This window comes from Blautia hominis, from assembly GCA_002270465.1.
Lineage (GTDB): Bacteria > Bacillota > Clostridia > Lachnospirales > Lachnospiraceae > Blautia > Blautia hominis.
On the sequence record NQOF01000003.1, the window covers coordinates 452,404 to 474,706 of the forward strand.

Annotated in this window: 26 protein-coding genes and 3 pseudogenes; 28 read left to right on the forward strand and 1 reads right to left on the reverse strand. The window is 46.2% G+C overall.

What is annotated here, in order from left to right; translation table 11 throughout:
• Nucleotides 1-34: 34 nt before the first annotated feature.
• The 3 genes from deoD to CI595_RS12590 are packed head-to-tail and all read left to right on the forward strand — an operon-like array spanning nt 35 to nt 1,953.
• Entirely contained in the window at nt 35-751 is a 717-nt protein-coding gene (gene deoD, locus CI595_RS12580) for a purine-nucleoside phosphorylase (protein WP_095173612.1), read from the forward strand.
• Complete coding sequence (locus CI595_RS12585; protein WP_095173613.1) at nt 744-1,403, forward strand: YczE/YyaS/YitT family protein; 660 nt, start codon at nt 744-746, stop codon at nt 1,401-1,403. Before deoD ends, CI595_RS12585 begins: the two co-directional genes overlap by 8 nt.
• Nucleotides 1,360-1,953 carry a beta-class carbonic anhydrase gene (locus CI595_RS12590; protein ID WP_243135158.1) on the forward strand — a complete coding sequence of 198 codons (594 nt, stop codon included), beginning with the start codon at nt 1,360-1,362 and terminating at the stop codon, nt 1,951-1,953. Before CI595_RS12585 ends, CI595_RS12590 begins: the two co-directional genes overlap by 44 nt.
• 255 nt (nt 1,954-2,208) lie before the next feature.
• Here CI595_RS12590 and CI595_RS27480 read toward each other — a convergent pair.
• Nucleotides 2,209-2,577, reverse strand: a pseudogene (locus CI595_RS27480) (transposase); the annotation flags it as partial.
• A gap of 166 nt (nt 2,578-2,743) precedes the next feature.
• Here CI595_RS27480 and CI595_RS12600 point away from each other — a divergent pair.
• The 25 genes and pseudogenes from CI595_RS12600 to CI595_RS12720 all read left to right on the forward strand — a co-directional run bounded on the left by CI595_RS12600 (nt 2,744) and on the right by CI595_RS12720 (nt 22,290).
• Nucleotides 2,744-3,016 carry a type II toxin-antitoxin system RelB/DinJ family antitoxin gene (locus CI595_RS12600; RefSeq protein ID WP_095173615.1) on the forward strand — a complete coding sequence of 91 codons (273 nt, stop codon included), beginning with the start codon at nt 2,744-2,746 and terminating at the stop codon, nt 3,014-3,016.
• 43 nt (nt 3,017-3,059) lie between these two features.
• Nucleotides 3,060-3,317: a PIN domain-containing protein gene (locus tag CI595_RS12605; protein ID WP_243135160.1), complete on the forward strand. Its 258-nt coding sequence runs from the start codon at nt 3,060-3,062 to the stop codon at nt 3,315-3,317.
• Between the two features lie 121 nt (nt 3,318-3,438).
• Nucleotides 3,439-3,681: pseudogene (locus CI595_RS12610) on the forward strand (hypothetical protein); the annotation flags it as partial.
• A gap of 47 nt (nt 3,682-3,728) precedes the next feature.
• Nucleotides 3,729-3,914, forward strand: a complete 186-nt coding sequence (locus CI595_RS12615) for a hypothetical protein (RefSeq protein ID WP_095173617.1) — start codon at nt 3,729-3,731, stop codon at nt 3,912-3,914.
• Nucleotides 3,915-4,064: 150 nt separating this feature from the next.
• On the forward strand, nt 4,065-4,268 hold the full coding sequence (locus CI595_RS27350) for a DUF1016 N-terminal domain-containing protein (protein ID WP_095173618.1): 204 nt from the start codon (nt 4,065-4,067) through the stop codon (nt 4,266-4,268).
• A gap of 569 nt (nt 4,269-4,837) precedes the next feature.
• Nucleotides 4,838-5,071: a hypothetical protein gene (locus tag CI595_RS12630; RefSeq protein ID WP_095173620.1), complete on the forward strand. Its 234-nt coding sequence runs from the start codon at nt 4,838-4,840 to the stop codon at nt 5,069-5,071.
• Nucleotides 5,072-5,169: 98 nt separating this feature from the next.
• Nucleotides 5,170-5,709, forward strand: a complete 540-nt coding sequence (locus CI595_RS12635) for a flavodoxin family protein (protein ID WP_095173621.1) — start codon at nt 5,170-5,172, stop codon at nt 5,707-5,709.
• 17 nt (nt 5,710-5,726) lie between these two features.
• The gene (locus tag CI595_RS12640; protein ID WP_095173622.1) at nt 5,727-6,245 is read left to right on the forward strand and encodes a flavodoxin family protein; all 519 of its coding nucleotides are present in this window, start codon (nt 5,727-5,729) and stop codon (nt 6,243-6,245) included.
• An 86-nt stretch (nt 6,246-6,331) separates the two neighbouring features.
• Nucleotides 6,332-7,032 (forward strand): annotated as a pseudogene (locus tag CI595_RS27140) (SDR family NAD(P)-dependent oxidoreductase).
• Nucleotides 7,033-7,120: 88 nt separating this feature from the next.
• Nucleotides 7,121-7,231: a 4Fe-4S dicluster domain-containing protein gene (locus CI595_RS27145; RefSeq protein ID WP_279233387.1), complete on the forward strand. Its 111-nt coding sequence runs from the start codon at nt 7,121-7,123 to the stop codon at nt 7,229-7,231.
• Nucleotides 7,232-7,397: 166 nt separating this feature from the next.
• Complete coding sequence (locus CI595_RS12650; RefSeq protein ID WP_095173623.1) at nt 7,398-8,915, forward strand: sensor histidine kinase; 1,518 nt, start codon at nt 7,398-7,400, stop codon at nt 8,913-8,915.
• Nucleotides 8,887-9,582 carry a response regulator transcription factor gene (locus CI595_RS12655; protein WP_095173624.1) on the forward strand — a complete coding sequence of 232 codons (696 nt, stop codon included), beginning with the start codon at nt 8,887-8,889 and terminating at the stop codon, nt 9,580-9,582. The genes CI595_RS12650 and CI595_RS12655 overlap by 29 nt, the downstream gene beginning before the upstream one ends.
• Nucleotides 9,583-9,610: 28 nt before the next feature.
• Nucleotides 9,611-10,237: a DapH/DapD/GlmU-related protein gene (locus CI595_RS12660; protein ID WP_187144027.1), complete on the forward strand. Its 627-nt coding sequence runs from the start codon at nt 9,611-9,613 to the stop codon at nt 10,235-10,237.
• 12 nt (nt 10,238-10,249) lie between these two features.
• A complete protein-coding gene (locus CI595_RS12665; RefSeq protein WP_147737719.1) occupies nt 10,250-10,474 on the forward strand; it encodes a hypothetical protein in 225 nt (74 codons plus the stop codon).
• A gap of 321 nt (nt 10,475-10,795) precedes the next feature.
• The gene (locus CI595_RS12670; protein WP_095173627.1) at nt 10,796-11,887 is read left to right on the forward strand and encodes a carcinine hydrolase/isopenicillin-N N-acyltransferase family protein; all 1,092 of its coding nucleotides are present in this window, start codon (nt 10,796-10,798) and stop codon (nt 11,885-11,887) included.
• A 12-nt stretch (nt 11,888-11,899) separates the two neighbouring features.
• Nucleotides 11,900-13,285, forward strand: coding sequence for a phenylacetate--CoA ligase family protein (locus CI595_RS12675; RefSeq protein WP_095173628.1), 1,386 nt, complete (start codon nt 11,900-11,902; stop codon nt 13,283-13,285).
• Nucleotides 13,260-14,021 (forward strand): ABC transporter ATP-binding protein, encoded by a 762-nt coding sequence (locus CI595_RS12680; RefSeq protein ID WP_095173629.1) that lies wholly within the window; start codon nt 13,260-13,262, stop codon nt 14,019-14,021. The genes CI595_RS12675 and CI595_RS12680 overlap by 26 nt, the downstream gene beginning before the upstream one ends.
• Nucleotides 14,022-14,031: 10 nt before the next feature.
• Nucleotides 14,032-16,383 (forward strand): FtsX-like permease family protein, encoded by a 2,352-nt coding sequence (locus CI595_RS12685; RefSeq protein ID WP_095173630.1) that lies wholly within the window; start codon nt 14,032-14,034, stop codon nt 16,381-16,383.
• Nucleotides 16,384-16,501: 118 nt separating this feature from the next.
• The gene (locus tag CI595_RS12690) at nt 16,502-17,119 is read left to right on the forward strand and encodes a cyclophilin-like fold protein (RefSeq protein ID WP_095173631.1); all 618 of its coding nucleotides are present in this window, start codon (nt 16,502-16,504) and stop codon (nt 17,117-17,119) included.
• 141 nt (nt 17,120-17,260) lie between these two features.
• Entirely contained in the window at nt 17,261-18,127 is an 867-nt protein-coding gene (locus tag CI595_RS12695) for a DUF3737 family protein (protein WP_187144028.1), read from the forward strand.
• A gap of 72 nt (nt 18,128-18,199) precedes the next feature.
• Complete coding sequence (locus CI595_RS12700; RefSeq protein WP_243135161.1) at nt 18,200-18,748, forward strand: cyclophilin-like fold protein; 549 nt, start codon at nt 18,200-18,202, stop codon at nt 18,746-18,748.
• Between the two features lie 52 nt (nt 18,749-18,800).
• Nucleotides 18,801-19,415, forward strand: a complete 615-nt coding sequence (locus CI595_RS12705; RefSeq protein WP_162291873.1) for a LysE family translocator — start codon at nt 18,801-18,803, stop codon at nt 19,413-19,415.
• 242 nt (nt 19,416-19,657) lie between these two features.
• Nucleotides 19,658-20,011 (forward strand): cyclophilin-like fold protein, encoded by a 354-nt coding sequence (locus CI595_RS12710; protein ID WP_095173634.1) that lies wholly within the window; start codon nt 19,658-19,660, stop codon nt 20,009-20,011.
• An 11-nt stretch (nt 20,012-20,022) separates the two neighbouring features.
• Nucleotides 20,023-21,201, forward strand: coding sequence for a MalY/PatB family protein (locus CI595_RS12715; RefSeq protein WP_095173635.1), 1,179 nt, complete (start codon nt 20,023-20,025; stop codon nt 21,199-21,201).
• Nucleotides 21,202-21,450: 249 nt separating this feature from the next.
• Entirely contained in the window at nt 21,451-22,290 is an 840-nt protein-coding gene (locus tag CI595_RS12720) for a DUF362 domain-containing protein (protein WP_243135174.1), read from the forward strand.
• The last annotated feature ends 13 nt before the right edge of the window (nt 22,291-22,303 follow it).

Here is a 22,303-nt window from a genome sequence, read left to right on the forward strand (position 1 = left end):
TGGCTGGGAATCAAAAGGATTGGAGTGAATTAGAATGTCTACACCACATAATGAAGCACAAACAGGGGATATTGCAAAGATCGTTCTGATGCCCGGGGATCCGCTCAGGGCAAAGTTGATCGCTGAGACATATCTGGAGGAAGCTGTATGTTACAATACGGTCAGGAATATGCTTGGTTATACAGGAAGCTACAAAGGAAAGCGGATCTCGGTACAGTCAAGTGGGATGGGAGTCCCGAGCATGGGAATCTATTCCATGGAGCTGTACAGAGACTATGATGTGGATACGATCATCCGGGTTGGTTCCGCAGGCGCTATCTCGGACAGTCTTTCCATGGGAGATGTTGTCATCGGTATGGGCCTGTGTACAGATTCCGCTTATGTATCCCAGTATGATCTTCCGGGTACATATACGCCGGTTGCGGATTTTGGTCTGGTGAAACTGGCCTCAGAGATTATGGAGGAGAGGGGTGTGTCTTATCAGACAGGCGTGATCCTGACTTCGGATCTATTTTATACAGATGAAAAAGATGCTGTTGCGAAGTGGAAGAAAATGAACGTACTGTGTGTAGAGATGGAGTCTCTTGCGCTCTACTGTAATGCGGTCAGATTAGGGAAAAAGGCTCTTACCATGCTTACAATATCAGATCTTCCTCTGCGGGGGGAAGCTATGGGAGCAGATGAGAGAAGAACAAGCTTTACTGTAATGCTGGAAGCTGCGCTTAGACTGGCGGAGAAAGCAGATGTGTAAAAGTATAAGGACAGTCCGGCTGTTATTCGGAAATCTGGCGGCGGGATTAGGCGTAGCTTTATGTACGAAGGCCGGGATGGGTGTTGATCCTGTCAGTGCCCTTTATGATGGAGTGCATAAGATCATTGGTCTGGAGATGGGGACCGCATCTTTTGTGGTCAATATGCTGATCCTGGTGGTATGTACCTTATTAAACAGGAAGTACCTGAAATGGGGGACATTTCTGTCAATGCTGAGTTTTGCCGTATCTCTGAATACATTCGTAGGACTCGTTTCACCTTTTACAGTAGAACCCTATACGGTGTCAGGGTATCTTCTATTTTTGGCAGGAATGTTTTTGGCAGGGGCAGGATTTTCGACTGTGGTATTCCAGGATTTGGGACCAAATTGTGCGGATATACTCCTGGAAGTGTTGAAAGACAAAGCCGGAATTTCTATGAAGTATGCAAAGATATCTGTGGATCTGTGCTGTACTGTGCTGGGGTTCCTGATGGGCGGTGCTGTCGGTTTAGGTACTGTCCTGTGCGTATGTGGCATGGGGCATATCTATAACCGGGTATTTTGCATATGGCAGCAGGCAGTCTCAGAAAACGGAGGGGGAAAGAGAAATGCGTTTACAGAAGAGAGCTTCAGAGCCGGAAGCGATGGATGAAATAGTAATGTATAACCGCAGATTTGTGCAGGAAAGAAGATATGAGAGGTACCAAACCGAGAAATACCCTAAAAAGAAACTTGCGATTCTGACCTGCATGGATACAAGACTGACAGAACTTCTGCCCGCGGCGTTGGGACTGGAAAACGGTGATGCCAAGATCATCAGAAATGCGGGCGGCGTAACGAGGGATGCCTATGGGAGTGAGGTGAAAAGCCTGCTGGTGGCTATCTTTGAATTAGGAGTTACGAAGATCATGGTGATCGGACATACAGACTGCGGCGTGGAAAAGATGGACAGTATCCAAATGATTGAAAAAATGCGTAAACGTAAAATTAAAATAGAGAGCCTAGAGAGATCAGGCAGTGAAGGATTTGATCTGAATGAGTGGCTTTCCGGAATTCAGGAAGTGGAGGAAGCCGTACGGGATACCGTTTCATTATTAAAAGAACATCCTCTGGTTCCGGAGGAGGTGGGTATCTTTGGTTTTGTAATGAATACCGAGACAGGGGAATTGATGGAAGTGAAAGAATCCGATTGTCTGTTTTAGTTATGGGGGAAACTGTACAATACAAAAACCTTAAAGGGCCGGAATTGGTTTCCGGTCCTTTGAATGTAGACAACCATCATTTATTGGCGATTGTCTATTATTTTATATTAAAGGAAAGTTCTCCTATCGGAGAAACCTTTTCCTTCTGGTGGATCTTTGATATATTTTTGCCTGAGTTCGTCTATAAATTTTTGCTCCACTTGTATCGTCCTCCAATCTGTAATAAATACAGTATGGAACAGATGGGAAGAGAAGTCAAGCAGACCGGGAGCGGGGATAAAGACCATGCTTTATCATTGTCCTTTTGTATAATTCCTCCAGAGAAACCCGTTCGTGTTTATGATACAGCTCAAGAAAGAGCATTTCTTTTTTGCAGTTTAGACATTGCAGAGGGTCATAACCCATGGTGAGCAGAAAACGATTGCGCCAGGTATTAAGATCAAGGATTATCCGGTGTTTTGATCTTTGGACAGCTTTGTGAAGCTGCTTGTCGATCTCCCGGTGTCTGGCATAAAGCCCATAGCACCGGGTCATCTTGAAATTCTTTTCAGGGATATGCTGGATGAGCAGTTTAATGAAATCAACTGCAGGAAGAGTCCTTTGGACGAAGGAGTTGTCTTCATATATGGAAGGTTACAAGGCGGGGCTGGTGAAGGACACTTCCTATAAGGGACTGTGGAAGGTATCGTTTACTTTGAAAGAATTTTAATAAAATTCTGAAAAGAGCATATCATATTGACAAAAGAGAAAATATGTAATACGATTGTATTACAGAAAAGGAGGCGGTATTATGGCGAAGGAAGCAACATTACAAGTTCGTATGGATGCTGATTTGAAAGAGAAGGCAGAAGCATTGTACCGGGATATGGGGACATCTTTTGCAGAGGCGGTACGCATATTTGCAAAGCAGAGCGTTCAGGAAAACGGGATGCCGTTTGCTGTGACGGCAAACCGGAAAAACACCTATGGGCGTCTTTCCGGATATGCAAATACGAAGCTGGTGGCAGAGGAGGACGGCGCATACGAAAGGGCAATGGTAGGAAAGCATAAGAAAACTGATTGATGCGAATGTCATCTTGAGATATCTTCTGGGAGACCATCCGCAAATGTCAGAGGAAGCCAGACGGATTATAGAGGATGGCGCTTTCACCCTGCCGGAGATTATTGCGGAAGTAGTTTATGTTCTGAAAGGTGTGTACAAAATTGAACGGGATGCGATTGGCAGGACTTTGATAGAGTTTTTGGATGAAGTGACAGTGGAGAATCAGGAGGCTGTCTGTGAGGCATTGTCCCTGTTTTCAGAAACATCCCTTGATTTTGTGGATTGTATCCTGATTGCACGGTACAGGGTGCTGGGTGATTAGATTGCGAGTTTTGATAAAAAACTGAATAAGATGCTGTAAAGGAATGTTGGAAAAAGCGCTTTGTGCCGTATATGCAGGGCGCTTTTTTGATGTGGAAAATAAGGATGAAAGGGGTGTTTTTATGTATCCGGTCAGTGAAGTCTTTTTAACAGCGGTGCAGGAGAACACCCGGAGTTTTTATTGGACAGGCAGGATTACCACAAAAGACGGGGCAGTGTATGAGTTTGGGAATGGGGACATTGTTAAAGGCTCCGGCTACATCACCAGCCAATGCTGCGGCAGCACGGAGATTGAAATCGGCACAGTGTATGCGGCGGAGATGGGGCTTGCCCTGTTATCGGAGATTGACCGCTATACGCTGCAGAGCAGGTACTGACAGCGAAGGGGAAGAAACGGGCAGGAAGGCCGGATATGGATGCCGGGAGCTTGAAGGCAGAAATGAAAAAGCTGGAAAGCGGAAAGGTTTCTGATTATGATAGCTATAAGGCCGGGAACATTACAAGGGAGACGTTTATTGAACAGAAGAAGGCTTCGGATAGAAAGAGACAGGAGTTGGTGGCTGTTCTGGCAGAGCTGGAAGTCCCACCCTTGACGTGAGCTGAAGGAAAGAAACGTGTCGAAGTTTGTCATATAATGTAATATTATCTAATTTATATGTGATTAGTTTGAAATGGAATAGAGGTGAAAAGCTTGTCAAAAGATATAAAGATATTTAATGACTCATATTTTAAAGATTGGCTCTAAGATATAAAACAGAGAATAAAACAGAGTCAGCTAAAAGCTGCTGTACGTGTAAATACTGAATTGTTACTTCTCTATTGGGATATTGGAAAAGACATCGTTCAAAGAGATGTTGAGTCAAAGTGGGGCAGCAAAATATACTCAACATTGAGCGCTGAACTAAAAGATGCTTTTCCTGGAATAAAAGGTTTTTATCCTAAAAAAATATAATATAAAAATCAAGAGCAGAAGAGTACCTTTCTGAATCAGGAAGGACTCTTCTGCTTTTTTAGTGGAAAAAAGGGATTGTATGAACCGATATTATGCGATAGAAGCAGTAACAGTAAGGCATCAGGAGAAACTGTGTGACCTGATTGCAGACAGTAACTTGGATGAATGTCTGAGAGTGGATTCAATAAGTATACCTTATCGCGCAGTGTCCGTTCCTTAGGAGTATATGTCACGAGATGCCCGCATGGGTATAAATATGGGTTAGTATGTCATAGAATAGGTTTCAACTATACATGATCATTAATTATAAGTATTTGTTATTTTGTGTCTGCAATATTATACTAACATTAAAGAAAAAAAGTTATATTTTAAAATCTGGAAGCAAGTCCAAGTCCGGCAGTTATCAGTGGTTAGCCTTTGTGCCGGTACAATCCATTCCGGATATGGAGAACATCATTATGGATGACAAGGATGCAAAAGGTGAAATCAGGACCGATGAAACCACTAAGATAGAACATCAAATAACAACATGTGCATAAAAGCAAATACAGAAGGAAGCAGTGAAGTAAATGATAAATTTAGAAAAAAGAGAGGCCGTTGTCCAGAATCTGAAGGATGCAGGGTGCACCTGGGAATTTATTGAAGATTTTCTATTATGTTTTGACAAAGAACAGAAAGAAAAGCAGCTTGCATTGTTGGAAGCACACAGAAAACAACTTTTAAACACCGTGCACAAGGAAGAAAAAAAGATATACTGTCTGGATTACCTGGTGTACCGGATTAACAAGGAACATATCCGGTAACAGGCTGCAGGATATGTTACTCTCGCGGCAGCTGCCAAGGTCAAATGAGCTTGACTTTGGCTCGCTGTCCGCAGAAATAAAGAAAGAGAGAGGCAGATATGGGAAAAAATATTTTGGTTATTTCGTTTAGTCTTCGTAAGAGGAGTAATTCAGAGTTTTTAGCAGACTCATTTATTGGTGGGGCAAAGGCGGCAGGACATCATGTAGAGAAAATAAGTATACGGGATAAGAGGATTGACTTTTGTCGGGGCTGCCTTGCCTGTCAGCATACAGGGAGGTGTGTCATTGGGGATGACGGGAATGACATCGCCGGCAAAATGCTGGCTGCAGATGTGCTTGTATTTGCCACCCCAATCTATTATTACGAGATGAGCGGACAGATGAAGACCGTGCTTGACCGCGCGAATCCATTATACTTTGCGGATTACCGGTTCCGGGATATTTATCTGCTTGCCACAGCGGCAGACGAGGGTGGGAATGCGATAGAGGGAGCGCTTACCGGAGTGAAAGGATGGATCTCCTGCTTTGAAAAGGCACGTCTTGCCGGCACTGTGTTCGCAGGCGGAGTCGATCAAGCGGGAGAGATTGAAAAGCATCCGGCATTGGAAAAGGCCTACCAGACCGGAAAAGAAGTATAAGGGAGGCGTGAGAGCATATGAAAATCTTAGTATTCAATGGAAGTCCCCGCCCCAATGGGAATACAGCTGCCATGGTGAATGCTTTTGTGGAAGGGGCAGAGAAAAACGGGCATGACATTACCGTTGTGGCTGTATGCAGCAAAAATATAGCAGGATGCCTTGCCTGTGAATACTGCCATACAAAAGGAAACGGAAGATGCATCCGGCAGGATGATATGAAGGAGATCTATCCGGTTCTGGAGGAGGCAGAGATGATCGTGCTGGCATCCCCGGTCTATTATCATAGTTTCACAGGACAGCTTCAATGCGCCATCAATCGCATTTATGCGTTAGATAAACCAAAACATCTGAAGAAAGCAGCTTTGATTTTAAGTTCCGGAAGTGACGGCGTATTTGGCGGTGCCATCTATGAGTATCAGAACTCATTTCTGGATTATTTAAAGCTGGAGGATATGGGAATCTACACGGCTTATGGTAAGCAGAACAAATCAGAAGAAAAGTTAAATGAATTAAGAAAATTTGGTGAGAGACTGTAGAAAAGGAGATAGGAACTATGGATGCAAAGTTGTTAGAAGGAAAAGTTGCAATCATTACAGGAGCAAGTTATGGAATGGGTCGGACAATGGCGGAGCTCTTCGCAGAGGAAGGGGCCAGTGTTGTGCTTACTGCCAGAGGAAAAGAAAAACTGGATCAGGTTGTGGAGGGAATCTGTAAGAAGGGTCAAAAGGCCATTGGTATTGTTGCGGATACCTGTTCAACGGAAGATACTGGGAGGGTGATGAAGGAGACAGTGGAAACATTTGGCGACCTGGATATCTTAATTAATAATGCGGGCATTGGTGAGCAGAAGATGATCGACGAGACCGATGACGAATGGATGCGATATGTGATGGATACAAATTTAGGAGGTCCCATGCGTTACATTCGGGAGGCATTGAAAATATTCATGCCGAAGAACGAAGGCGTAATCATCAATATTTCATCTGTAAATGGAGAAAGACCTTTCTGCGGGGCAACCTATACATCCACAAAAGGCGCGCTGAAACACTGACTAAGAACGTGGCAATGCGGCTTGTCGATACCAACATCCGATGTAATGCCGTTGCACCGGGAGCAACCATCACACCGGCCCATCTTGCCAATAAGGCGGGTGAACAGCCAGGAGGAAATGAGATGCTGAAATACAGTGGTCATTATGTCTATTTTCCGGGACCGGAGTGTGATGCCATGGATCAGGCATATGCCTGCCTGTACCTGGCCAGCAAGATGGGGAAAGCCGTACGGGGGCAGGTGCTCCAGGTCTGCAACGGTGCATTTCTTTAAGGATATGGATTTCATATAGAGAGGAACATGAAAAATGCAATATAAAGAATATAAAGGCATCCGGCTTTCCAGACTGGGTATGGGCGTTATGAGGCTCCCGGTAGAGGATCAGGATGATTCCAGGACTTGTATTGGGTGCGGCTCCTGCAGCCGGCACTGCCCCAGGGCTTCGACATTCCCAAATATATGGAAGAAATGAAAACCATGATGGAAAAGGATTAGTTTATAAATAGTTTATTTTTTTGTGAGAAATCCTTTATACGCATATGATAGCCTGTATTTCTGATGAAGCCGTAAGATCCACACACTTCTTGAGACAGGATACCGGGTTCAGTAAAGATACAGGGATAAAGGAGAGCGAGCAAATGACGATCAAGAAAAAGATCAGGCTGTCCAATATTATGATGGTCCTGATACCAATCTTATTTACGGCAATCGTGATCAATGTCTGCCTGCACACATCGCTTGGCAGCTTCTGGTATACACTGGAAGCTATGTACAGTGATGAAAACAGTATTCAGTTTGCCCAGAGCATGATCTATACCTATCAGCAGGAACTGTGGGAGAATAACTGGGGGCAGGGAGTGCATACGGATGTCTCAGGGGAAATTACGAGGACGGACGAAATGCACCATCTGGAAAATAAGCTGTCGGGGATGGGATATCAGTTTATGATCACAAAAAATGAAAAGCTGATCTATACCAACCTTACAGAGGAGGATATGCAGGCAGCCCGGTCAGTGGCCGGGGATGCGATTGATACGGCAAAGACACTTACGGCCAGCAGGCACGAGGTGTCTGTCATTAAAAATACATTTTATCATGGGGAGAAGACTTTCTGCATTACAGCCGTACATCGACAGCAGACGGATCAGGGCGTAGTCAATTACCTGAAGAATTACATTCTAAAATACCTGTATGGCATTATTCTTTTCTTCGTCCTTTTGACGCTGTTTGTGAATGGAATCTCATCCTGGTGGATCTCGAGGAGCATCTTAAAGCCTCTGCGTCAGCTTAGTATAGGAACGAAAGAGATCCGGGAAGGCAATCTGGATACGGTAATGAGGTATCAGAAAAAAGATGAGTTTGGGGAAGTATGCAGGGATTTTGACGAGATGCGTGCCTACCTAAAAGAGTCTGTGGACCAGCGTCTGCGGGATGAAAAGCGGAGAAAAGATCTCATCAGAGGTATTTCCCATGATCTGAGGACGCCGCTTACCTCCATCATTGGATATCTGGATGGGTTAATGGAAGGCATTGCAGATACTCCGGAAAAGAGAACACGTTATCTGAGTGCAATCAAGACCAGGACCGGTAATCTTGTGAGTCTTGTAGACAGTCTTTCTGAGTACACCCGGCTGGACAGCGGTTTTTGTTACCACATGGAGGAAGCGGATCTCAAAGAATTCGTGGAACAATATCTGGAAACCTGCAGGCATGACGCAGAGCAGAATAAGGTAGAAATGAAATTTGTGTATGGAAAAGAGGCATTTCCGGTGCAGATTGACAGGGAGGAATTTAAGAGGGTATTTGACAATCTGTTTACGAACACGGTCAAATACCGTAATTCAGAAAAATCACACATTCTGATCACCCTGAAACGCACTTTAGAGGGTGCGGATATCGAATTGGTATTTCAAGATGATGGACCGGGAGTACCGGGAGAGAGTTTGGAGCAGTTATTTGACAGTTTTTACAGGGTGGATGACGCAAGAAGCCAGTTGGAAAAAGGCAGCGGTATAGGATTGGCGGTGGTGAAAGAGATCATCCTCGGACATGGAGGGAAGGTGAAAGCAGAGAACAGGGATGGTCTGGCAATCGTTATCCATCTGCCGGCTGACCGGGAGGATATAGATGGAAAAAATATTGATCGTGGAAGATGATGAATTGATCGCAGAGCTGGAGCGGGACTATCTGGAGGCGAATGGATTTGAGACAGAAATCGCTTTTGACGGACCCAGCGGTGAAAAGAAGGCAAAGACAGAACGCTATGATGCTATTTTGCTGGATGTGATGCTTCCGGGGAAAACAGGCTTTGAGGTCTGCCGGGAACTGAGACGCACTTTGCGGCTGCCTATCATTATGGTGACAGCTAAAAAAGAAGATATTGACAAAATCAGGGGCCTTGGGCTGGGTGCGGATGATTATCTGGTAAAACCATTCAGCCCTGCGGAATTAGTGGCTCGGGTAAAATCTCATATCCATATCCACAACCTGCTTTTGGAAAACCAGGAAGAAAAAGAGGAGACGGAGATCACTTATCAGAACCTAAGCATACTTCCGAGATCCAGGATGGTATATCTGGATCAAAAGGAGGTGGTCCTTGTGAATAAGGAATTTGAACTTCTGCTTTTTATGGCGGAAAATCCCAATATCGTCTTTTCTAAAGATACGCTTTTTGACCGGATATGGGGCATGGATTCCATGGGGGATGCCGCAACCGTGACTGTGCACATTAACCGTCTGCGGGAAAAACTGGGTAAAAATGTTTCAAAAACGCAGTTTATTGAGACTGTCTGGGGGGCGGGATACCGCTTTCGGATCAATTGATAATAGAAGATAAGGGAGTGCAGAGATGATAGGAGTAAGAGAGTTTATAGAATATATGGACAGTGGGAAAAAAGTGATCGGCGGCACCAAGATACATGAGTGTATGGACAGACTGTCACAGGAAGCTTTGCAGCTGACAGCAGAATTAAACGGTTGCTATCATACCCCGGAAGAAATCCGGGTTTTGATGGAACGGTTGACCCAAAAGCCGGTGGATGAAAGTTTCAGGCTCTTCCCGCCCTTTTATACAGACTGCGGGAAAAACCTTACTATTGGAAAACATGTGTTTTTTAATTCCGGATGTAAGTTTCAGGATCAGGGCGGGATCACTATCGGTGACGGTTCACTGATCGGTCACAATGTAGTCCTTGCAACCCTGAACCACAATCTGGATCCCGAGCATAGGGGGGATATCATCCCTTCACCGATCCATATTGGCAGGAATGTCTGGATCGGTTCAGGAGCCACTGTCCTTCCGGGGGTTACGATTGGTAACGGGGCAGTGGTTGCGGCAGGGGCGGTGGTCACGAAAGATGTCCCTGATAATACCATTGTGGGCGGTGTGCCGGCTAAAGTAATGAAAACAATTACGGCGGGATCGGACTTTGACCACGTGTATACGGAAGAACCGGCGATATCAATGAGTGATGTATGAAAAGAACCTGGCGTGAAGGAAGATATGCTGGACGACCTTGTGAAGAGCACTCTCATGATGGAAGGCGGTTATAAAGTGCTGACACAGTCCCTTGTTTCCATGCTGGCAGTGGTTCATATACCCGGGCTGGAGCTTGATATTCATGGGGAAGAAGCCGAAACATTCGCTGACATGCTGGAACAAGAGGGATTCTGTGAGACATTTCATGAATATAAAGAAAAACAACATATGGGGTAAAGTAGGAGCATCTGGAATTATAAACGGACCATTCCAGATGCTCTGTTTATAAGATGATTCCATAAATATATATATGGAAAAACTATGCAAATGCATTATTTATAAATATTTGTTATTCTATATAGCCAATGATATGATAAAAGCAGTTAAGGAATGTGAAAGGATCAGTTTAGAAATTGTTTATCTTTTTGTTAGCGCCATGTTATCCGCAGATATTACAGTATAACTTGAAAGCAGCGAGGCTGCTGTAAAGTCAGCTGCAGACAGCGGTATCGTTTGTGGGTATCTGCTTTGATCAGATGAGGAAAGGAAGTACAGGAAATGAAGAGAAAAATATACATGGCATTCCTGATGTCACTGGCAATTGGCGCGCTTACCGGATGCGGACAGAATGTAAAGACATCTGAGAGTACCGTACAGTCCGAAAACGCAAGAGGAGAAAACATGGGAAAGAATCACATTGAGCCGGACACAAAGATCCAGGTACTGGAAGAAGGGCTGTCGGTAGTTCGCTTTGAAGGCAATTATGGATTTGATGAGTTTTTAGGGCAGGGAGGTGCGTCTTCTGATGATGAAGTTGTAGAGTATTTAAGCAGTGCACTTCTGTCTGATATACCGGGACTGCTCATGGGTCAAAACCCATTCGGATGCAGCACCCTGTCTGTAAAAAATTCAGAAGGGGGAAACCTCTTTGGAAGAAACTTTGACTGGAATACCTGCAATGGGTTGATCGTAAGCTCCAGACCGGAAGAAGGATATGCCTCTGTTTCCACAGTCAATACGGACTTCATACAGGCCGGTGGATTGGATATTTCAAGTCTGCCCGATACTGCGCAGGCCATCATTGGACTATATGCACCTTTAGACGGCATGAATGAAGAGGGGTTTGCAGTGTCCGTCAACATGATCGAGGATGACCAGACTATAGAGCAGGATACGGATAAACCGGATATTACAACCACAACAGCCATTCGCCTGCTTCTTGATCGGGCAGCAAATGTGGAAGATGCCATAGATCTCCTTTCTCAGTATGATTTCCATGCCTCCATGGGGATGATGATACATCTGGCACTATCTGATGCGGAGGGCAACAGCGTTGCTGTAGAATATGTAGACAATGAGATGGTGGTGATAGAAACCCCGGTTGTTACAAACTTCTTTCTGGCAGAGGGTGAGAAATACGGCATTGGAACTGCCCAGTCCCATACCCGGTATGACATTTTGAGTGAAACACTAGAACAGGAAACCATGACAGAAGCAGAGGTCAGGGATGCGCTTAATAGCGTGAGCAAAGAGAACTTCGGTGAGTTTGAATCAACGGAGTGGAGTATTGTCATGAATCAGGAAACAAAGGAACTGACCTATTATCATAGGGAAAATTACGATCAGGGGTATACCATATCGGTGGAATAAAGGAGGAACGTGATGAACTATGTAAAAACACTGTTGGATCTATACCGCTTAAAGAGGCAGGCAAAGCTGAATGCAAAACGGATGCGTGTTCTGCAGGAGAAGAAACTCCGGACGATGCTGCACTATGCATGGGAAAACTCCGCCTATTATAAAAGGACCTTTGAAGCAGCCGGTATCACAGAGGAGCAATTGGATGATCTGCCTCTTTCCTGTTTTCCAACCATAGATAAGAAAGTTTTTTTGGAGCATTTTGACGAATTGGTAGTACCGCAGGATTTATGTTTGAGGGAGCTTCGTGAATTCGATGCAGTAGTATCGGCAGACCGCAAGCCATACAAAGGGAAGTACCATGTGGTACATTCCTCCGGAAGTACCGGAAAGCCCGGTTATTTTGTATATGACGAGGCAGCATGGAACAGTATGCTGTTAGGCATGATACGGGCCGCGCTCTGGAACATGTCTATGCCCCGGATCCTGTCTCTCCTGGCAAAACGCCCCAGAATTGTTTATATTGCAGCGACCAACGGCCGCTATGGAGGCGCGATGGCAGTGGGGGATGGAATCGACGGCGTAGGGGCGAAACAGATGTATCTGGATATCAAAACGCCGCTGAACGAATGGGTCCGGCAGATAAAAGCATTTCAACCTAACATTATAATTGGTTACCCTTCAGCAATCAAAATATTGGCAGAGCTTGTAGAAAAAGGAAACGTGGAGGTAAATGCAGTACGGGTCATTTCCTGCGGGGAGCCTCTTGGAGCAAGCCTTAGGAATTATCTGGAGAAAAGCTTCCGGGCAGAAGTAGTCAATTTCTATGGAGCCAGTGAATCCCTTACACTAGGCGTGGAAATGAATGCAGAGGACGGCATGCTCCTATTTGATGATATGAATTTTATTGAAGTGGAAAGCGGCGTGATGTATCTAACCTGCCTGTATAATTTTGCGCAGCCATTGATCCGTTACCGAATTTCCGACAGCCTGGTTCTGAAGGCGGCAGAAGAGGGCAGCCCGTATCCATTTACAAGAGCCGTTGGTCTGCTGGGGAGAAATGAAGATATCCTCTGGTTTGAAGACGGTTCCGGGAACAAGGAGTTTTTGCATCCGCTTGCGATTGAAGGTTTTTGCATGGAAGGACTTTTAGACTACCAGTTCCGGCAGGCAGGGAAGGACGCATTTGAGATGTATGCGGAAATTTCTGGCTCTGTCTCCAAAGAAGCGATCCGCACAGAAATGCTTGAACAGATGAGACAGATCCTTTTAGAAAAGAATTTAGACTATGTACAGTTCTATGTGGTTTTTGTGGATGAGATCCTTCCGGACCCAAGGACAGGCAAAAAGCCCCTGATCCTTCAGAAAGGAGAGACTTGGCAGGATGAAAAAAGCGTTATTGCGGGGTAGGCGGCTGAGCAAAGTATTTGCACAGGGACAGGTAAAAAATAAAGTGTTAGACCGGGTGGATGTGGATATTTATGAAAAGGACTTCACCATCATCATGGGTTCCTCCGGGGCAGGAAAATCTACTCTTTTATATGCCTTAAGCCGAATGGATACAGTGACGGAAGGAACCGTCACATATAAGGATAAGGAACTCGCCCGTATGAAGGAGAAGCAGATGGCAAAGCTTCGGGCAGAAGAATTTGGCTTTGTATTCCAGCAGACCCATCTGGTCAGCAGCCTGACACTCTTTGAAAATGTGGCGGTGGCAGGTTTTTTGAGCAAAAAGGGCAGTAGCGGGGAGATACAGAAACGGGCACGGACTTTGCTCACCCGGATGGGAGTGGAAAAAGCGGAGGACCGTCTTCCCGCTCAGGTATCCGGCGGTGAGGCACAGCGGGCAGCGATCGCAAGAGCTATGATTGGGACCCCGGGTCTGTTGTTCGCGGATGAACCTACGGGTGCCCTAAACAGATCACATTCCGGGGAGGTTTTAGATTTGCTTACAGGATTAAACCAATCCGGACAGAGCATCCTGATGGTAACCCACGATTTGAGGGCAGCGGTCAGAGGGAACCGGATTTTGTATCTGGAGGATGGAAAAATCCTGGACGAACTGGAACTGCCTGCCTACAAGGGAGCGGAGGACAGACACAGGGAAAGCAGAGTCAGCCAATGGCTCTCGGAATTACAATGGTAGGAGGGGGAATATGGAAAACAGAATCTTATACAGGGCCGGAATCAGAAAGCATAAAGGCAGCCTTCTGGGAATTGCCGTTCTGCTGTTTTTGGTTTCACTCTCCTTGTCCACCGTCCTCACCATATATCTTGGAGGTGGCAGTTATATCCGTCAGGAGATGCAAAGAGCAGGGTTTGGAAACCTGACCGCATGGGTGGCCGGCGTGCCGGACATGGAACTGCTGACAGGCAGTATAAAGACACAGGAAGGGATCGAAAGGACGGAAGTACAGAACCTGATCTTTTCTGATTATGAGGCAAACGGTGTGGAATCAGACAGTGAAGGACAGTTGATCCCGTGGACCACCGGGGAAAAAACATATCGTTTCTTTCGGGATGATTTCTCCGGCTACAGGGAGGCTCCAAATGAGGTCGCGGCGGGAACGGTCTATGTATCGCCTTCTATGGTTTCCATTATGGACCTGCAGATTGGAGACAGCATCACATTTTCCATTGCAAGAGGCGGACAAAACGTAAGCTTTACGGTTGCAGGATATTATGAGGACCCCTTCATGGGAAGTTCCATGATCGGGATGAAAGGGTTTTTGATTGCAGAGACAGATTATACAGAAATCCTTCAGAGCATTGCAGAAAATGGCATGGACAGCCTGGCCAGAGACGGTGCGATGATCCATATTTTTACCGAGGACGAAAGCAATGCCAGTATATCTGACATCAGCCGGCTCCTCAATGAAAACACCCCGATTTCCCGGTATACGGAATCCATTCACAGTGCGGATGCCATCGAAGGTTTCATGGGGATCCTTCAGAATGCATTCTGTGGTCTTTTGACAGCGTTTGCCCTGATTCTCCTGATTGCGGCCATGGTGGTTCTGGGGCATAGTATTACCGGTGTGATCGAACAGGAATATAAGAATCTCGGAATACTAAAAACCGTTGGGATGACGGGAGGCCGGCTGATCCGGCTGCAGCTTGTACAGTATCTGACGATTATGCTTGTGGGAATTTTACCCGGGATCCTGGCAGCATTTCCGGCAGCCAAGGTGGCAGGAAGGATGACACTTACCACAACCGGCGTCCTTCTGACTGCAGATTTACCGGTACTGCCATGTCTGGCAGCTTTTGCAGTAATCCTGCTTCTGCTTATAGGATTTACAATCCTGAAACTGAGAAAGATCATCTCTGTCACACCCATGAAGGCCATTCGGGGTGAAATAACAGAAATAAAGTGGAAGCCGGGAAAGACATTCCGGATGAAAGCAGAAGGGCTTCCCTTCCGGTTAGCCCTGCGTCAGCTTCTGTCAGGAAAAAAGCGGTATGTGAGCGCCTGCCTGATTGCCGTACTGCTTGTGTTTTTTGCTTCTCTGGCCGGGCGGATGAATGGCTGGCTGGGGCCGGAGGGGAAGGGGATGATGGATGCTTTTAACCCGGCGGATCTGGACATTGGCGTGCAGGCTCTGGGCGAACTTGACCCGGAGGAGATGGAGAATATGGTACGCTCTTTCACTGAAATTACGGACAGCTATCTTCTTGCTATGCCAAGCGTATCCGTAAATGGTACGAATTATACCGCAAATGTGATCACCGAGCCGGAACGTTTCCATATCAGTCAGGGAAAGACCAGCAGAAGGGCAGATGAGGTGGTACTGACAGAGACAGCCGCCTCCGATCTGGGGGTATCCATTGGCGGGAAGGTGACGATCCGTGGTGATGCGGGAAGCGGGGAATTTACGGTTTCCGGAATCTATCACTGTGCGAATGACATGGGAGCTAACATCGGCATGAACCGGGAAGGATATCTTTCCATCGGGCAGGATTCCCCCCAGCTTTGGTGCCATCATTATTTTCTTGCAGACACATCACAAAGGTCGGCAGTTACGAAGGGGCTGACGCAGGCTTACGGCGGTGATGTGCATGCCCATGAGAACTCCTGGCCGGGGCTTTTCGGGATCATCTCGGCTATGCGGGGGCTTCTGGTATTTATGTATGGGATGATCGCAGTATTTGTCTTCATTGTGACGCTCATGACCGGAAGCAAGATCCTGGCGGCAGAGCAGAAAGATATGGGCATCTATAAATCCATTGGATGTTCTACCGGAATGCTGCGAGTCACATTTGCACTGCGGTTTGGGATTGTGTCATCCATTGGAGCGGCAGTGGGGACCTTATTGGCAGCAATCCTTACAGACCCGTTTGTTTCCGCAGTGATGCGGCTTGCGGGAATCAGTAATTTTGCTTCGCACCCTTCAGTTTTTAAGATGATCATACCGGGTTTGATCGTTATCCTCTTATTTCTTGGATGCTCTTACCTGGCGGCAGGCAGGATCAAAAAGTCGGATATGACAGTATTGACAGCAGATTAGAGAAACAGATACTATCCCTCTCGAACAGGTCAAGCGGGATTTGCAAACTGTTTCATGGAGCGCAAAATGCGCAGAAAGGAGACCTTATTGAACATTGGCAGTTCAATAAGTATAGATCATGAAGAATAAAACAGTAAAAAAAACGATAGCAATGGCAGTTGGAATCATGTTATCCGCTGCAGTTCTTGGAGGCTGCGGGCAGGATGAAGAAGTCCGGGATACCGGGAGTAATGGTCAGAGTGCTGCAAATGCAGGTACAAGTTCAAACGCAGGAACAGAGTCCGGCACGGAAGCTGACGATTCGGCAGACGATCAGGCAGTAAGCGGGGTATCAGAACTGGAGGTTCGGTTTGGGGACGACGGAGAACCGTTCATGATGCGGCTGGAAGAGAATGAGACAGCGGAGGCAATCGCCCGCTATGTGGGAACATCGGACTGGAGGCTTCCGATCTATGAGCGGGATGACGATGCTGATTATGATGTCATGCAGTATTACGATGTCTCCAGCAGATACGACATTCCTTCCAATCCGGAAACGGTGACTTCTGAAAAAGCAGGAGAGGTATATTACTCCGACCCCAACCGTATCGTACTTTTTTACCACGATGCAGAGATTACCGGGGAATATACCAAAATAGGAACGTTTGATGCAACAGACGAGTTTGTGACGGCAGTAGAGGAAAACCCGGTGTTAGAGGGATGGGGAAACAAGATCGTACAGATCGCCCAGCCATAATAGGAATTGGAATATGAGAAAGGAGGGCAGGGATGGGCATTGACTGAGTTGGGGGCAGGGCATTAAGAAGAATGGAAAAAATAATGCAGAAAAATAAAATAAATCATATTGCAAATAAAAAGGAGAATAAAAATGCAGGAAATGAAAGAAATCAGACAAGAGTATTTAACAGGAGAACGTCCGCTTTTCAAAGGCCGGAATTTAAAAATATTTAATACCATATTTACGGACGGGGAATCACCGCTTAAGGAAAGCGATACTATTGAACTTTATGGAAGTATGTTTAAATGGAAATATCCGCTCTGGTATGCGAAGAATATTTTGGCTGAAGACTGTACATGGTTTGAGATGGGCCGTGCGGGAGTTTGGTATACCGACAATATCACGGTGAAAAATTCAATCGTTGAGGCGCCAAAGAATTTCCGCCGTTGTCATGGAGTGACACTTCAGAATGTGCATTTCCCTAACGCAGCTGAGACTTTATGGAACTGTGACGGGGTAACCATGGAGCAGGTTAGCGCAAAGGGTGACTACTTTGCCATGAACAGTCAGAACATGAAGATTTATGATTTCGAGTTGGTTGGAAATTATTCCTTTGACGGGGTGAAGAATATGGAGATCCACCGTGCAAAGCTGCTCTCCAAGGATGCTTTCTGGAACAGTGAGAACGTTACGGTATATGATTCCTTCATATCCGGGGAATATCTCGGCTGGAATGCCAAAAATCTGACCCTGATCAATTGTACCATAGAGAGCCTGCAGGGCATGTGTTATATTGAAAACCTTGTCATGAAAAACTGCCGTCTGCTGAATACCACGTTGGCTTTCGAGTATTCCACTGTGGATGTGGAAATCGACGGGAAGATTGACAGTGTTATGAATCCGTCAGGCGGGATTATTAAGGCAGATCATATAGAAGAACTGATCATAGACAAAGATAAGGTGGACCCTGATCAGACAGTCATTACCTGCCGCATGAGTAAAACTGCAGAACAAATGGCGGGATAATTACAGTGACAACAGGATAAACACAGAAAGAATACATATGGGGATTACAGACTTTACAGGAGGTGTTTTGCCATGAAAAAAATAGTGTCCTTTCTTTTGGGCGGAATGCTGCTGCTCTCGCTTTCCGCCTGCGGCAGCAATTCCGAGCATGTATCTGATAACACAGATTCCGCTCAGACAGAGCCAACGATAGAATCTATTTCTGAAACCCAGACGCCGGAATCGGAGGAAATAAATTCTGAACCAAAGGAAAACCATGCCGACGAACGACAGATCCGGGTGAATGGCAAAGACGGACAGAATATCGTATTCCGGTTAAATGACAGCACAGCCGCAAACACACTGTATGAACAACTGCCTCTTTCTATTCAGATAGAGGACTACAGCGATAATGAAAAAATATTTTATCCTCCGGCTGAACTGGATACCAGCGGTACTCCGCTGGCCGAAGGTCCGGCCGGAACGCTTGCATACTATGCGCCCTGGGGCAATGTCGTTCTTTTCTATGGTGAGTGTGGAGGCGCCAGCGGTCTGTATGAACTTGGAGAAGCAGTGTCAGGTGCAGACCGGATTGAAACCCTGTCCGGAGAGATCCGGATAGAAATTGTAGAAGATAACTAAGATAATTGTTTGTCCGATGAATATACAACAGGACAAGGAAGGAGAACGGCAGATGGGCAGTTTTATTTTAAAAGGGATTCTTATCGGTCTTCTCTTTGGCATGCCGGCCGGAGCGGTTGGGGCCATGACCGCACAAAGAACCCTGAACTACGGCATGAAAGCAGGATTGTTAACGGGTCTTGGTTCCTCTGTGGCAGATTGTCTTTACGCCTGTATCGGTGCTTTCGGACTGACCCTGATATCCGACTTTCTGCTCCAGTATCAGAACATCATAAATCTTGCCGGAGGTTTCCTGATACTGGGAATGGGTATCCGTATGTTTCAGGTAAAAAACGGCGGGCAGAAAAACCCATCGGACGGGGCTGGAGGCATTCGGATGTTTGTCACCTCCTTTGCCGTGGGAATCACAAATCCGGCCGCCATTCTTATGTTTCTGTTTGCCTTTTCCTGGTTTGGCATCCAGGGTCAGACCGGCCTAAAACACGGGATATGTCTGGTATGCGGCGTATTTATCGGAACATATTTTTGGTGGGGGTTGCTGTCCGGCATAGTCACAGTGCTGAAGAAAAAAGCGAAAAGTAATCGTTTTCCAATCATGAACCGTGTATTTGGGACGGTCCTAAGTATTTTCGGTGCGGTGGTGCTGGTGGGAAATTTTATAGACTAGAGATATATCCCATGAAGTTTACCAAAAACTATACGCAGTTGGCAGCATTGAGCATACTCAATTCGTTTGGAGTTTATTACGTCAGTACTCTCACTAACGGAGGAAAGTCCGCAGAGCATAGAAAACACAGACGAGAGTGAAGAAGAGGATATGCAGGAAACGCCTGAGGACAGCCCTGAGAAAAGGGAAAGCCATCCACAGAAGAAAACGAAGGCAGCAAGGAGGAAACAGGAGGTACACAAATGCAGGAATTAGTGATCGAGATAGACGGGAAGCGGTTCCCGGCCACACTATATGACAATGAAACGACGCATGCACTTATGGAGCGACTTCCCATGACACTTGACATGGAGGAACTGCATGGAAATGAAAAATTTAATTATCTGGACCAGAGTCTTCCGACGAATCCCGAAAATGTGGGCAGCATACGGACAGGAGATATTATGCTGTTTGGCTCCGACTGTCTTGTTCTGTTCTACGATGATTTCAACACTTCCTACAGCTATACAAGAATCGGTCACATCGAAGACGAGGATGCTTTTGTCAATGAACTCTCAGGTGGTACGGTAGGAGTTACTTTTAAAGCAGGAGAATAGGAGGGGAGACAATGGATTTTCAGTTTGATGAAAGCGTGGACCGCAGAAATACAGGTTCTATGAAATGGGATGTGGCAAAAGGGGAACTGCCCATGTGGGTGGCTGACATGGATTTTAGGACAGCACCTGGAATTATAGAAAAAATTACCGAGAGGGCAACACAGGGAGTATTTGGATATACCGTAGTGACGGATGAATGGTATCAGGCCTATCAGACATGGTGGAAAAAGCGGCACGATTTTGAGATCCGGAAAGAATGGCTGGTTTTCTGTACAGGTGTGGTGCCCGCCATTTCCAGCATTGTCCGGAAAGTTACGACCGTCGGGGAGAATGTTGTAGTATTGACTCCGGTTTATAATATATTTTTTAATTCTATTCTAAATAATGGAAGAAATGTGCTGGAAAGCAGACTCAAGTATGATGGGAGCCGGTATCGGATCGATCTTGACGATCTGGAAGAGAAACTTTCCGATCCCCAGACGACCCTTTTTATTTTATGCAATCCCCACAACCCCGTGGGGAAGATATGGGAAAGGGAAACATTGGAAAGGATTGGAGACTTATGCAGCAAACATCATGTGTTGGTGCTTTCTGATGAAATCCACTGCGACATAACGGAACCGGGATGGGAGTACACACCGTTTGCTTCGGTATCTGAAAACTGTCGCACAAACAGTATTACCTGCGTGGCACCCACAAAGGCATTTAATCTGGCTGGTCTTCAGACAGCCGCGGTCATCGTCCCGGACGATCATTTAAGACATAAGGTCAGCCGTGGGCTTAACACGGACGAGGTGGCAGAACCAAACGTATTTGCTGCCATTGCGCCGATTGCTGCATTTACCTGCGGCGGAGAGTGGCTGGATTCCCTGCGTAACTATCTGTGGGAAAACAGAGCCTTCGCAGAGGAATATATCAAAAAAGAAATAAAAGGCATTTCCCCGGTTTCTGCCAGGGCGACCTATCTGCTTTGGCTTGACTGCCGGAACATGAGCGGGAGTTCAACCCAATTCTGCCATTTTATCCGCAGTCACAGCGGCCTTTATCTTTCTGACGGAAATGAATACAGAAATGGGGAGGGATTTCTCCGCATGAACCTTGCCTGCCCGAGACAGCAGGTGGAAGATGGACTGAAACGTCTGAAAGAGAGTGTGGCTGCTTATGAGAGTTTGGCAGAGAAGCAGTTCTAAAAAAGGAGGCAGAGGAAAATGAGAAAAGGGATTTTTGCACTGATATTTTTGACCTATTTGGGAATCAGCAGCCTGTCAGGCTGTGGCCGCACGGGGCAGGAGCAAAACTTAGGGAAAAAAGAACAGGAGACGGAGCACGGAGAACCTGACGATCAAAAAGCCCGGCAACAATCCCCACAGGATGGGAATACAGAGACAGAGCGTAACACAACCGGAAAGGAAGCTGATATCACGACTCCGGCTGTATATATGACTGCCGCCATCAGCCCTGACGGGTTAATGGGCGTTTATCAGGCACTTCAGGCATCCCCGGAGGGAAAGGTTGCGGTTAAATTATCCACCGGCGAGCCGGGCAGCAATTATCTCAGGACAGACCTGATCGCTGATTTGGTACAGTCTCTGAATGCCTCCATTGTGGAATGCAATACAGCCTATGGCGGCTCCCGGGCAAATACAGCTATGCATTATCAGGTGGCAGAAGACCATGGATATACGGAGATCGCGGATGTGGATATTATGGATGAAGATGGCTCTATGATACTGCCTGTAACCGGTGGAAGCAATCTGACGGAAAATTATGTGGGAGCGAACTTTGCCAATTACGACTACTATGTGATTCTGTCTCATTTTAAAGGGCATAGCATGGCAGGATATGGTGGTGCAATTAAAAACATTTCCATTGGAATCGCTTCGGCGGAAGGGAAAGAGCATATTCACAGCGGAGGTACGGGTGGCAGTATCTGGGGCGGAGAACAGGATGCCTTTTTAGAATCTATGGCAGAAGCGGGAAAATCAGTTGCAGATTATTTGGGTGGAAATATCCTCTATATAAACGTGATGAATCGGCTGTCTGTAGACTGTGACTGTGACGGGAATCCGGCAGAACCTGATATGCATGACATCGGGATTCTTGCATCCTTTGATCCGGTTGCACTGGATCAGGTCTGCGTGGACTTGGTTTACGGAGCAGAAGACGGAAGCTCCCTCATAGAGCGTATTGAGCCCAGAAACGGTCTCCATACCTTGGAGCATGCAGAGGATATGGGGCTGGGAAGCCGCCAGTATCAGCTTATTTCTATTGATGAATAAGAAAACACCCTAT